Raw genomic sequence first — 13,245 nt, 5'->3', positions numbered from 1 at the left:
TTTAGCTGGATGTTAATTTTGAGATAAGATTGGGGCTTTAGCCAAACTTAGGCATTTTGGCTAAAGTCTATTTCTGTAAATTAATATATCTCTCCAGCTAAAGCTGGAGGCAATTCAAAAAAGTAATAAATAATTTGGTTTGTCTCGTGCCGCTTTGTACAGAAGAATAGAGAAATACGATTTGAAGAATTAGAGAAAATGAGTAGCGTCCAGCTTTAGCTGGATGTTAATTTTGAGATAAGATTGGGGCTTTAGCCAAACTTAGGCATTTTGGCTAAAGCCTATTTCTATAAATAATGTATCTCTCCAGCTAAAGCTGGAGGCAATTCAAAAAAAATGAAGAACTGGAAGTTTTATAATGCATTGTTCGTGAGAGTTTTATTTGTAATGGTGCTCTTCCTTGCCACCGCATTATTATTCTATAAAGGATTTCATTACAACGCTTTATTGGTTGGTGTTTTCGTTTTGATTTTCCTATTCGAAATGTATTTTTTTGTCAAAAACCAATTGCTGTTTTATGATAAAACAATAAACTCGATTCTGCATGACGACTTTTCTGCCCATTTTCCAGAAGAACATAAAAAAGACAATTTTAATAGTCTGTATCACTTGTATGATACTTTAAAGGTTCAGAAACAAGAGCAGATTTCCAAAGAATTAATCTACCGTTCGATTTTGAACAGTATCGATACTGCGGCTTTGATCTTAGAAAAAGAAAATGAGGATTGGTCGATTTTTATAATGAACGACTGTTTTTCGAATCTTTTTAAAGTGCCAAAAGTAAGTCATTGGCAATATCTTAAAAACTATCTTCCGAGTTTGTGCAGTGAGATTGAAAAGGTTGGTTTTACTGAACTTAAAAAAGCTATTTCTATCAAAATTGAAGATCAAGACCTTCAGACTTTTATGCTTCAGACGTCGCATACCCAAACTTACAATAAAGAGTATTTTATCATTTTACTAGATAGTATTCAGCGTGTTATTGAGAAGAAAGAGAAAGAAGCGTGGATTAATTTAATGAAGATTATTTCGCATGAATTAATGAATTCGCTAACGCCGATTCGTGCGCTTTCGCAGAATTTGCTTCATATTGTCGATCAGGAAGAATTGGAAGAAGATGATTTTGAGGACATCAAAAGCAGTATTTCGACCATCATAAATAGGAGTGATCATTTGCAGTTTTTTGTGGAAAATTACCGTAAACTGGCAATGTTGCCAACGCCAAACAAACAAATGACGCCAATTAATGTTCTGTTTGAAGATTGTCTTCGAATTATGAGTCCGATTTTGAAGGAAGAAAAAATTGAATTGATAAATGAAATACACAGTTCGCGTTCTATTATGATCGATAAAAATCAAATGGAGCAGGTAATTATCAATTTGATTACCAATAGTATTCATGCTTTAATGGAAAAAACAGAAAAGAAATTGCTGATTTCGAGTTATACTGAAAACAATCGCTTTTTCATTGTGATTTCAGACAATGGAAAAGGAGTAGACGCAGAAATTAGAGATAAAGTTTTTCTTCCGTTTTTCACCACAAGAAAAGATGGGGCAGGAATTGGTTTGACGCTTTCTAAAAATATTATAGAAGCGCATGGAGGTTATCTAAGCTATCAAACGGACGAAGATAAAACGAGTTTTGTGATTTGCTTGATTTGAAAATGAACCATATAAGTGATATAAGTTCATTTAAACATTGTGTTATATCTCTCGCAAAGACGCGAAGTCGCAAAGAAAATTTAAAATAAGCTTTGCGACTTCGCGTCTTTGCGAGATTAAATGACAAAGTAAAACTTTAAATGAACTTATATCACTTATATAGTGAAAATATTTCTTAAGATTCAACTTCAGGTTTCCAGAAATGTTTCTCAAAATCTACAATCTGATTATTGACTACTTTTATTCCTTCATTTTCTAAAAGTTGCTGCATTAAATTGGTTCCATCAAAATGATGTTTTCCTGTCAGAAGACCTTTTTGGTTAACGACTCTATGTGCTGGAACATCATCCATATTATGACAAGCGTTCATTGCCCAGCCCACCATTCTTGCAGAACGAGCCGTGCCTAATGCTTTTGCGATAGCGCCATAAGAAGTAACTTTTCCAAACGGAATTTGTCTGGCGATTACATAAACTCTTTCGAAAAAATTCTCTTCTGCCATTTTAAAATATTTTTACCATTAAGATATGAAGTTAATAAAGATAAAAACTTAATTTTTCTTAATCTCTTAATGGTTAGTTTTATTTACCCGAAGTAGTAATTCAGAATATTAAAAAGTGTTGCAAGAGCAACTAATCCTGTTATGGTTCCGATAATAGTGTTCATGTTTCGCATGAAGTAATCGGTTTTCTTTTCTATTCTTCCAAAAAAGGCAATATAGCTATACAAAATTGCAAAAGCTCCAAGAACTGATCCTAATACAAAGGTTAAGATAATGGTATTTTCGAATACAAAAAGATGATACGAAGCAAGCGTTACACTTATTACCACATAATAAGGAATCGGAAAGAAGTTTAATCCAGAAAGTAGCATTCCAAGAAAGAAACTGCTTTTTTTGCTGGTTTTCTTTAGTTTGGTCTTTTTCTTTGCTATCGGATCTTTCGCAAAAAAGAAAAAATAAATAGTTAAGATAGAAAAAATGATAAAACCAGCTTCACGCAATAATATGACAACATCTGGACGATTGTCTATCACACGAGCAAATAATACCGCAATATAAGCCTGAAAAAAAATAATTAAAACAGCACCAATTACAAACGACAGAGCATTCTTCTTCCCTTCTTTCATTTTTATTTTGGCAGCCGTCATATTGAGCAATCCAGGCGGAATAGTTCCAATGGCAGCGGCAATAAAACCTGAAATTAATGGAGTAAGGTAGGTCATTTAGTGATTAAATCGGTTAGATAAAGGCTTCAAAATTAAAGTTAGTCTTTAATTTTGAAACGAATATACGTAATTGCCTTATTAATTTCTAAATATTGTTTTTCGTAGAAAGTCTGGATAGAAGTCACAACTTCTGGGCTTCCTTCGTTTTTATATACGTTATGGTTTGCGTATAAAACTTCGTGACCTTCACCGTGAAGCAATCCAAGTGTATAACCGTGCATAAATTCGCTATCGGTTTTTAGGTTTACCACACCGTCTTTTTTCAGGATTTTTTTGTACAATTTCAAGAACTCAGAATTGGTCATTCTGTGTTTTGTTCTTTTGTATTTGATTTGCGGATCTGGGAAAGTAATCCAGATTTCGTCTACTTCGCCTTCAGCAAAAATATGATTGATCAATTCAATTTGTGTACGAACAAAAGCAACATTATGAAGTCCGTTTTCTACAGCAGTTTTAGCACCACGCCAGAAACGAGCCCCTTTAATATCAATTCCGATAAAATTTTTGTTTGGATATTTTTCTGCTAATCCAACAGAATATTCTCCCTTTCCGCATCCTAATTCTAAAACTAATGGATTGTCATTTTTAAAGAAATCAGAGTTCCATTTTCCTTTTAAAGGCATTAAATCGCCTACAACTTCTTCTCTGGTTGGCTGAAAAACGTTTTGAAATGTTTCGTTTTCTCTGAATCTTTTTAGTTTATTTTTACTTCCCACTTTTACAAAAATTTTCGGCAAAATTAAGGAATATAAACGAATGAAATGGCTAAAGTGGGTTTAAATGTTTTTTCGCCACGAATTCACGAATTATTTTAAAAATAAAATTTGTGAATTCGTGGCGGAAAAAAAATTATCCGTAATGAGGTTCAGTAATTGGTTTTGATTTTGGATCTAAAGTTTCATCGTGTTGAGATAAATCCAATCCGATATGTTCTGATTCTTCAGAAACTCTTAGTGGAATAATGAAATTGGTTACTTTAAATAAGAAATAAGCTCCGAAGAAAGTAAAGATTGAAACTAAAACCAAAGCCATCATGTGATGTCCGAAAACATTCCATCCGCCGTGAAGTAAACTTGCATCTTCGCCGTGAGCGAAAATAGCAGTCAGAATCATTCCCATAATTCCGCCAACACCGTGACAAGCAAAAACGTCAAGCGTATCATCGAATTTTTTTGAATATTTACAGTTTACAGCAGTGTTAGAAACCAATGCTGTAATGAAACCGAAGAACATACTTTCTGGCACCGAAACAAATCCTGCAGCTGGTGTAATGGCAACTAAACCAACAACAGCACCAATACAAGCGCCTAGAGCAGAGACTTTTCTTCCGTTCATTCTATCAAAGAAAATCCAAGTTAACATCGCTGCAGCCGATGAGGTTGTAGTGGTTGCAAAAGCCATAGCAGCAGTTCCGTTGGCAGCAAGAGCAGATCCAGCGTTGAACCCGAACCAGCCGAACCAAAGCATTCCTGTTCCTAATAATACAAACGGAATATTGGTTGGAATATGCTGGCTGTTTTTTCTTTTTCCTAAAACAATAACTCCCGCCAAAGCAGCAAAACCAGAACTCATGTGCACCACAGTTCCTCCTGCAAAATCTTTAACGCCAAAATAGCTTCCTAAAACGCCTGTTGGATACCAAACGGCATGACATAAAGGAGCATATATGAAAATGGTAAATAAACTAATGAAAACTAAATAAGAGATAAAACGAACGCGCTCTGCAAATGAACCCGTAATAATAGCAGGGCAAATGATGGCAAATTTCATTTGAAACAAAGCAAAAAGCATAAACGGAATCGTACTTGCCAATTGTTTATGAGGAAGAACGCCAACATAATCCATAAAAGCAAAAGTGGTCGGATTACCAAAAAAGCTATAAAAATGATCTCCAGAACCAAAACCAACCGGTTCTCCAAATGCCAAACTAAAAGCAACGACAACCCATAAAAGCGTTACCACTCCTAAACAGATAAAACTTTGAAGCATGGTCGAAATAACGTTTTTCTTTCCTACCATTCCGCCATAAAAGAAAGACAATCCTGGCGTCATGATTAAAACCAGACAGCTCGAAGTAAGCATCCAGGCAACATCGGCAGGAACGATATGATCTGTAGTTCCAAATTCTGATAAAACATAATTATTTTCGGTCACTGTTGGCCAAAATGCCCCTATCGTACATACGACGCTTATCATGATAAAGGAGATAATCCAGCGTTTTTCTATTTTCATTTTTAAAATACTTTGTTTAACCCTATTTTTTTTGGGGTCAAAGTTAGAAAAAAATAAAGATTCTTGTTTTTAAGGCTGTTAAAATAGAGGCATGGGTTTTATTTTGATGAATTTTGTAGAATACGGTTCGTTTTTTTGACAGTATCTTATTCTAAAGTTACAAAAAAGCGCTGTTTTTGCCGAATTAATTAAAATTAATCTGCTAACAGCGCTTCTAATGTGCTCAAAAAGTTACGTTTATAATAAGAAAACCGTAAAATGTTTTATTTTTTCTGAAGTTTTGCAATCAAAGCGTCTTCAATTGGTGCTTTTATCTTGGTAACAGCATCAACTTCGTCATTCGGAATCGTCATCGATAGAACATAATGCTGAATTTTCCATTCGTTGCCCACTTTAACCAAAACTCCAGATCCGCGACAGATTTTCATTTGTGTGTCTAACAATTCATCAAACCAAGCTATTTTTCCTGATTTATCAAAAAAGACATGACGTTCTAAAGCTTTAAAATTCCAAGTCGTTCCTTTGTCGAAAAATGGTTTCGCCCAAACCGCAAATTCTTTTTTGGTCCAATTTTCGGTTGCATCGGTTCCAATGTAAATGGCATCGTCTGCCAAGACATTAAAGTAGGCATCGTATTTTACTTCGCCAGCAGCTTTATGCCAAGCGTCGAGAGTCTGATTGATTTTGATTTTGTCTGTTTGCGCATTGGCAAAAGAAGCAACAAATAAAAGGAGTAAAAGTGTTTTTTTCATGAGATATGTTATTTGAGTTTAAAGGTATAATTTTTTTAACGATGGAAGTGAGGTTTCTCGCAATGCTATTTTTTGAATCTCGCAAAGTCGCAGAGTCGCAAAGTTTATTTTAAGATGCCTAATGACTATGTACCTTTGCAACTTTGTACCTTTGTTCCTCATTAAATTATCATTAACATTACTCATGTGATTTAATCTCTCAAAAAACCACTATATTTGATTCATCAATAAAATACCCCCATCATGAATGCAAAAATACTTCTAGGCTCACTAGCTGTTACTTCTTTACTTTTTATTTCCTGTAAAAAGGAATTAGAACCGCAGGCAAGTACAGCATCTTCAGAATTAGTAAGATTAGGACTTGCAAAAGATACCACAAAACCTGCAGCGCCAGTGGTGCAAAACCCTGCAGCAAATCCAAATACAGTTTTAAGCGATACTAAAGGAATCAATCCTGCTCACGGACAGCCGGGACACCGTTGCGATATTGCAGTTGGAGCACCTTTAAATTCTGCACCGACACAGCAAGTACAAGCGACTCAAGGACAAACTGTTCAGGTAAATCCGAGTCAGCAGAAAATGGTAACGACTACAACTGCTACGCCTGTTAAAGTGGCAAAAGGAATGAATCCGCCACACGGACAGCCTGGACACAGATGTGATATTGCGGTTGGAGCGCCATTAAATTCTGCTCCTGCTAAAAATACAACGACAGCAAATACAACTCAAAGCGGAACAGTTACTCAAAACTTTACGGTTACTCCGCCAGCATCAAACCCAGTTCCAGCTTTGTTAAGTACGGAAGGCACTGAAGCTACAGTAGCAGACGGAATGAATCCGCCACACGGAAAGCCAGGTCACCGTTGCGATATTGCAGTAGGCGCACCGTTACCTAAATAAAGTAAACCATATAAGTGATATAAGTTAATTTAAGATTTTCACACAAAAAAAGCGAAGTACTAAAAGTGCTTCGCTTTTTTTGTGATATAAAGTTTTTCAGTAAACTTAAAATGAACTTATATCACTTATATGGTTTAAAAAAAATTAATGTTCTTTTATCTTCTCGAAAGTGCTCGTCAATGTTTTTTTAGCTTTGGCCAATGCACCGCTAAAAGCTTTTTCAAGTGTTTCGGCATGTTCTGTAACAGTTATAGGCTGTAATTTTACAGGACGAACTTCAATCACACATTTTTTGTCGTGCAGACTAAACTTTTCTCCATTCTCGTCTCCAAAGTGAACTTCTACACGAGTAATTTTATCTTGAAAACGATCTAAGCTTTTCTCTATTTCTCCAGAAAAATAACTTTCTAATCTTGCACTTCCTTCAATGTTTTTGTCGGTGTTGATTTGTACTTTCATAACAAATAAAATTTAATGATTCATTCTCAAACTTATCCATTTTAGAGGAAAAAGACAAGTGAGTTAAGGAAATATTATGAAATTTTAAAATGATTTATTTTTCAATTTTGTAATTTCGATTTGGAGAAAATATACTTAGAGTATTTTGTTTTTAAAATAAAGAAAAAACCTACAATTTATTTTGTTTTTCATATATTTGGAGTTCCTAAAATTCAAGATTATGAACACAAAAAAATTCTTGCCCATGTGGTATGCTGACGTTATTGGAAACAACCGTAGCGCGTTCTTGAATGTGCAGGACAGCTAAGCCACATGGGTTTTTTTATTCCTAAAATTCAAGATTATGAGTACCAACGCCCTTTCCAAAGAAACCGAATTGAGGTTAACTGAATTCTTCAACAATTCAATCGATTCGAAAAGTATGGCAAAAACGATTAGGCAAGTCAATTTCCTAATTGCGTTAAACGCAATACGAGAAGATGGATTTATGAAAACTGAAACCGTAAATATTGAAGATGGTTTCTTTTGGTTAAATGAATTAGCAGAAATTCTTGATCCTTATTTGGGGATTGAGTAAGAAACGAGAAAAAGCCACTTGGGAAAGTGGCTTTTTTCATGAAACTTATTTATTGAAGATTGTATCTAAATGATGTTCTAAAAATTCTTTCCTTGGCAAATATTTTTTTGCCTTAAGTATTTCTTGATTTTCAATAGGAGCAAAATATTTCTGAAAGTATTCGCTATCTTTTTTCTTTTTTAATGAATCAGAAAATATAATTTGAAGATTGGCATTAATTCCAATTAAACCTTTGTCAAAGGCTTTGTCGTAAAGTGCTGAAAAGCAAATTCCATTTTCAGGATTTAGACGATGTTCTTCATTTTTAGACCAAGGAATAATATGGCTAGCATGTAATAATTCTGGAATATCGATGCCTGAAATTGCACATTTATTTGTATAATTTGTTAGAACGATTTTTCTGAAAACACATTGATTTACTCTAGTTTTTACTTCACGAAGAATAGTTTCGCCTTTAAGATCTTTTAAATCACTTAGAATATCTTTGTATTTACTATGTACAGAAGTGTTTTCTTTTTCGGCTAATATTTCTTCACTTTGGAATAGTAATTCTTCTTTATTGTCGAAGAATTCATCCCAAATAGGTTGAACTTGATTCATTCCATTTTTTAAACCTACTACACCCCTTTCTTGGTGAAAGGGATCAATACTTGCAAAATTTGCTAATCTCATTGATATTGAACCTGGCGTTCTGTCAATAAGTTTTCCTAATTGAATTACATCTGGATTTTGGTCATGAATTTTGCCGTATTCAATTTTGAGATATAAATTAAAGGCAAGGATTAATTCTTCACGAGACCAGAGTCTACGTGTTGGTTGAGGTTGTGGCATTTTTGGAAAAAATTTGTCTTCAGTAAATATATACAATAAATACTTAAGTCTTGTTTGTCATTCCGAGGAACGAGGAATCACACAAGTATTTCCGCAAAGAAATTCTCCAATCTTTGTCAAGTTTCTAGTGTGATTCCTCGTTCCTCGGAATGACAAAAAATGTGAAATTACTCAAAGAAATGGAATCACCCCTTATCCTTCTTCCCCCACTTAACCTTCATTTTTCCTTCATTATCATAAGCGATCAAATGCAGGACAATACCGCGTTCGCGAACGGCTTTTCGTTCTTCTTTGGTGGCGAGTTTGGCGTCGTTTTTAGAATTTCTTAGCGGAACGGTAAGCGCGAGATTGGTGCCTCGGCCGAAAGAATAAACTCCTTCTGCATCAAGATTTAGAACGCTGGAACTTATAGTCAATTTATGGATATCGATTTGCTCGCCACGAAGATTAAGCGAACCCGATAAATCGCTGAAAGTAATATTCTCTACATCGCGAAACGGAAATGCAAATTTTCCGACTTTCATAATCGGTTCAAAATTGATTAAGGCACCTTGATTGACATTAAAATCTAGTTTTCCTTTCATAGAATTGACAATCAGATCGCCTGTACTGCTCATTAAACCCGCAACATTGGCATTACTGGTTAATCGGCCGCGAATGTTTTTTGGACTGAAAGATTTGATTCCGAAATTGTTGAAGGATCTTAAAAAGCTCGCAATATCAACTCGGTTTACCTGCGCGTTTGAAGTAAAAATATACCGATTTCCGCTTGGCTCTACAGAACCGCTAAAGTTTATACTTCCGCCAGAAGTATTTAATGTTCCGTTTTTTAGCAGTATTTTAGAATTTAGCATCTGGATTGTGGCTTGAGTATTGGTTGCAGTAAGCGCGCCATATGTGATTTTATCTGCTTTGAGATTAATTACAGCAGCACATTTTTCGATTACAGATCGTAACTGATTTGTAAAATTGACATTCTTTTTCACTGGTTTTTTCTCCGCTACTTTTTGTTTTGGAGAATTTTGCAGAACGCCTAAAAACTGTTTTACATCAATATTTGGACAGTAAATATTCCAGTTTACGACCATTTTTTCGGGTGCATCGTAATAGAGATTCAAGAAATTATCAATTTTTCCGTCAATGCGAATAATGTTCTTTTTGTGTTTGTAGGCTATTTTTTTTATGTAAAGCGCTTCTTGAGTAAAGGACAATTGTACAGCCGTTTTTTCGGCATGAATTCTTTTTGGAAGATAATCGAATGTAGCATCAGCAATATCAACATCTCCCGTAAATTTGGGTTTATTGATGTACAAATCGACAATGTCAAACTGAAATTTCAAATTGGCTTTGGCATGACCGCTTTCAAAATGAATAATTTTCTCATTCATCAATCCGTTGAGTTTCGAAATATCAAAGTCAGAGTTTACAACTCCTGTAGCAATTGGTTTTTCGAGATTATTGATAACTGCCTGAGCAATTGTCAGCGGAATACTTTCATACTCAGCTTTAAAATTGTTCAGAATAATGGCTGAATTTGGATCGCTGGATTCTTTTTCAGGTTTAAAAGTGTTAGTAAAAATCCCTTTGAAACTGCAATTGGTAAACAAACCGTCAGGAATGCTTACTTCGTTATCGCGAATGTCGGCCTGCACCACAATTTTAGGATCGCCTTCAACATTCAAATCGCCTTTGATGTCGCAGTTTACCTTAATCGGTTTTTTGATGTCGAATTGGTTAAGCTTCGAACTGATGTTTGCCGATAATAAATTGGAAGCATTTCGCCATAAAATATCCGTCCCGATATTGATTCCGAAAAGCGAATTGTTTTTTCCGATATTGAAGAAAGCGATAATATCAAAAACGTCAGAACCAATTTTTAGTCCTTTGGTTTTAATATCTATTTTCTGATTGGCTTCGGCATACGAAATGTCAAAATTGCCTTCTAGAACTTTCTCTTTAGCAAAACTTCCGTGAACGGTATTAAAGGCTAGACTATTAATTTTGGTTTTCAAATATAGATTGGTCTGCCAGTTGTTGTCGCCATAATTTACTTTCGATTCTAAACTCGCCACATCAAAATCAAACAATTTATGTCCCAAATGATTATCAATAATAACATGAACTTTGTTGAGGTTTACTTCATCAATTGTCGTTTCGGGTTTCTCTTTATCGGTTTTTGGTTTCTTCTTTTTGGGTTTAAAAATATTGGCATTAGAATAACCGTTTTCGGCTTTATAAATATAAATATCAGCGTCGTTGATTAAGATTTTATGAATGTTGATTTCGTGCTGCAACAAACTCAAAATATTCAAACGCGCTTCGATTTCTTTTGCTCTCAGCAAAGTATGTTTGTGGCTCTGCCATTGATTGTCTTTTATTTCGACATCATTTAGCGCCAATGTAAAGTTTGGGAAACCAGTTAGAAACTTATAATGAAAATCTCTAATATGAAATTTACCATTTATGTTTTCGTTGATTTTGGTATTGACTTTAGCAATAATTTCGGCTTTATTTCGGTTAAAATAAATCGACAAACCTCCACAGGCAAGCAAAAGAATGGCAATTAAACCCAAGATAAAATATCCAAAACGTTTGGCATATTTTTTAAAAGAATCAGATTGAAGAAAGGATTTGGTTTTGGATAAAGCTTCTTTCATAGTCGCCGAATTTTGAATGTATTAAAGATACTACAAAAAACATTAACTTTTTATTAGTTTGATTTTCAGGTAAATAAATTGTAATTTTAAAGTTATCTAGCTTATAATTAATGATAATACATTTATAACGAAAACTAATTTAGTAATGGTGTTTGATTTATTTTAAATTTTTAAATTTGTACTGTAGTTTGAAAGTTAATATTTCGAACCTAATTTTAATCTTAATATATTATGGCATTAGCAATAACAGATGCTACTTTTGATGAAGTAGTTTTAAAATCAGATAAACCAGTAATGGTAGATTTTTGGGCAGCATGGTGTGGTCCTTGTAGAATGGTTGGTCCAATCATTGACCAATTAAGCGAAGAGTACGCTGGTAAAGTAGTTGTTGGTAAAGTAGATGTAGATGCTAACCAAGAATTTGCTGCAAAATATGGTGTGCGTAACATACCAACCGTTTTGGTGTTTCAAAATGGTGAAGTAGTAGGAAAACAAGTAGGAGTAGCTCCGAAACAAGCCTACGCAGATAGTTTAGACGCTTTATTGTAATCTTAGATTACGATTAATATAAAAAAGGTCCGACGAAAGTTGGACCTTTTTTATTGGGTTTGTTTTTTTGCCACGAATTTCACGAATTAACACGAATTAAATTTGTGAAAATTTGTGAAATTCGCGGCAGAAAAACTTTGTTTTAAAATCAATTAGTGGCTGTGAGTTTCACTGTTTTCATAACCTAAAACCGTAATCATATAAGGCGTGCTAGACACTTTTGTTTTTTTGATTGCCAATGTAGAAAGGTTTACTTGTATTAATTCTCCGGTTGATGGCGAAGTGATATAAGCAAAACGGTCTGTAACTGCCATTTGAGGTTTTAGTGTAGCATCTGTAGCGGTTTCTGCAGTTGCTTTAGTTTCTTTTACAGCTTGCAGACTGCTGATATCATAAAGTTTAAATTCCCCTGAATGCAATAAAACAGCCAGTTTTTTACGGTCGTAACTCGTTTTGCATTGCATAATGGTTGTGTTGGCAATAATTGGTTTTACAGTATTAGCTACAACATCAATTAAATAAGCGCCTTTTGCAGCCGTATAACCAATGAATTTTCCAGCAGAAGCCGTTTCTAAAATACTTCCAAACCAAGCGGTTCCAAAATCTGCTGGATGATCGATTAGTTTTTGGTTTCCGTTGCTTTCTACAACCAAAATTCCGCTTGACGAACCAAAAACAGCATAAACGCCATCTGAAGCATTTCCGTGAATTCCTTTTGTCGCAATTTTTGCATCAAAAAGTGTTTTTCCTGTATTGTCGATAATTTTTACTTTTTCTGGAAGCGTTCCTGTAATCGAATTATCTTTTACGGTAATCGCATAAGTTCCGTTTGTAAAAGTCGCCATTGCACCGTGATGAGCCAATAAACCAGCATTTATCGTTTTAAAAGTTGAACCAGCTTTGTTTACATCGGCTTCTTTTCCAACAGAAAGCGTTCCGTCTCCGTCATTAAAAGTCAGGATTTCGCCAATTTTACTTTTAAAATGAGTTGGTTTTAATGCGCTTGTCGCTAAAACTCCAAATTTAGGAACATCATCAACATCAATGTGATCGCCGTGCAATTCCAATCCGCTGTCGAAAGTTTCTACAAAATTATTGTCTCTGTGAACAATTCCGGCATAACGTCCAGATTCGGTAGTGTACAAAGAGGCTTTAGCAAATTTTGCCGTAAAAGAACTGATCTTATCTTCATGCGGATCAAAAAGCGTTAGCTCCGTAGTTTTTTCGTCAGAAAGTAAAACTCGAACAAAAGTGTGTTCTTCTGAAGTGTCGTGATCATGATCGTGGTCGTCGTGGTTGTCATCGTCGTTGCTGCACGAAACCGCAAAAAGCGATACAGCGAATAAAAATAGCAGTTTGTAAAACTTGTTTTTCATTGTAATAAAGGATTTAAAATTTG

13 protein-coding genes are annotated in these 13,245 nt (G+C 34.7%); 4 read left to right on the top strand and 9 right to left on the bottom strand.

The window, feature by feature from the left end:
- Positions 1-336 precede the first annotated feature (336 nt).
- A complete protein-coding gene (locus DM397_RS01520; protein ID WP_111375865.1) occupies positions 337-1,662 on the top strand; it encodes a sensor histidine kinase in 1,326 nt (441 codons plus the stop codon).
- Positions 1,663-1,837: 175 nt separating this feature from the next.
- Here the strand turns inward: DM397_RS01520 and DM397_RS01515 are convergent, their stop codons facing one another.
- From DM397_RS01515 to DM397_RS01495, 5 genes are all read right to left on the bottom strand, one after another.
- Positions 1,838-2,164 (bottom strand): MGMT family protein, encoded by a 327-nt coding sequence (locus DM397_RS01515; RefSeq protein ID WP_111286436.1) that lies wholly within the window; start codon positions 2,162-2,164, stop codon positions 1,838-1,840.
- Between the two features lie 83 nt (positions 2,165-2,247).
- Complete coding sequence (locus tag DM397_RS01510) at positions 2,248-2,886, bottom strand: lysine transporter LysE (RefSeq protein ID WP_111375864.1); 639 nt, start codon at positions 2,884-2,886, stop codon at positions 2,248-2,250.
- Between the two features lie 41 nt (positions 2,887-2,927).
- Positions 2,928-3,605, bottom strand: coding sequence for a tRNA (guanosine(46)-N7)-methyltransferase TrmB (gene trmB / locus DM397_RS01505; protein WP_073408106.1), 678 nt, complete (start codon positions 3,603-3,605; stop codon positions 2,928-2,930).
- A gap of 133 nt (positions 3,606-3,738) precedes the next feature.
- Positions 3,739-5,121 (bottom strand): ammonium transporter, encoded by a 1,383-nt coding sequence (locus tag DM397_RS01500; protein WP_111375863.1) that lies wholly within the window; start codon positions 5,119-5,121, stop codon positions 3,739-3,741.
- A 263-nt stretch (positions 5,122-5,384) separates the two neighbouring features.
- Positions 5,385-5,873 carry a nuclear transport factor 2 family protein gene (locus DM397_RS01495; RefSeq protein WP_111375862.1) on the bottom strand — a complete coding sequence of 163 codons (489 nt, stop codon included), beginning with the start codon at positions 5,871-5,873 and terminating at the stop codon, positions 5,385-5,387.
- A gap of 243 nt (positions 5,874-6,116) precedes the next feature.
- On the opposite strand from DM397_RS01495, the gene DM397_RS01490 reads away from it, so the two are divergent.
- Positions 6,117-6,773, top strand: coding sequence for a hypothetical protein (locus DM397_RS01490; RefSeq protein ID WP_111375861.1), 657 nt, complete (start codon positions 6,117-6,119; stop codon positions 6,771-6,773).
- 144 nt (positions 6,774-6,917) lie between these two features.
- Here DM397_RS01490 and DM397_RS01485 read toward each other — a convergent pair whose 3' ends face one another.
- Entirely contained in the window at positions 6,918-7,232 is a 315-nt protein-coding gene (locus tag DM397_RS01485) for an HPF/RaiA family ribosome-associated protein (RefSeq protein ID WP_111375860.1), read from the bottom strand.
- A 343-nt stretch (positions 7,233-7,575) separates the two neighbouring features.
- On the opposite strand from DM397_RS01485, the gene DM397_RS01480 reads away from it, so the two are divergent.
- A complete protein-coding gene (locus DM397_RS01480) occupies positions 7,576-7,809 on the top strand; it encodes a hypothetical protein (RefSeq protein WP_111367542.1) in 234 nt (77 codons plus the stop codon).
- 45 nt (positions 7,810-7,854) lie between these two features.
- Here the strand turns inward: DM397_RS01480 and DM397_RS01475 are convergent, their stop codons facing one another.
- Both DM397_RS01475 and DM397_RS01470 read right to left on the bottom strand, forming a co-directional pair.
- On the bottom strand, positions 7,855-8,676 hold the full coding sequence (locus DM397_RS01475; RefSeq protein ID WP_239457767.1) for an HNH endonuclease: 822 nt from the start codon (positions 8,674-8,676) through the stop codon (positions 7,855-7,857).
- Between the two features lie 149 nt (positions 8,677-8,825).
- Positions 8,826-11,297, bottom strand: a complete 2,472-nt coding sequence (locus DM397_RS01470; RefSeq protein WP_111375858.1) for an AsmA family protein — start codon at positions 11,295-11,297, stop codon at positions 8,826-8,828.
- A 231-nt stretch (positions 11,298-11,528) separates the two neighbouring features.
- On the opposite strand from DM397_RS01470, the gene trxA reads away from it, so the two are divergent.
- On the top strand, positions 11,529-11,846 hold the full coding sequence (gene trxA, locus DM397_RS01465) for a thioredoxin (protein WP_008466289.1): 318 nt from the start codon (positions 11,529-11,531) through the stop codon (positions 11,844-11,846).
- Positions 11,847-11,998: 152 nt separating this feature from the next.
- On the opposite strand, the gene DM397_RS01460 is transcribed toward trxA, so the two are convergent.
- Positions 11,999-13,222: a hypothetical protein gene (locus DM397_RS01460; protein WP_111375857.1), complete on the bottom strand. Its 1,224-nt coding sequence runs from the start codon at positions 13,220-13,222 to the stop codon at positions 11,999-12,001.
- Positions 13,223-13,245: the final 23 nt, after the last annotated feature.

This window comes from Flavobacterium nitrogenifigens (genome assembly GCF_003254565.1).
Lineage (GTDB): Bacteria > Bacteroidota > Bacteroidia > Flavobacteriales > Flavobacteriaceae > Flavobacterium > Flavobacterium nitrogenifigens.
Note: the sequence above shows the minus strand (reverse complement) of the source record. Positions and strands in the feature narration are given on the sequence as shown.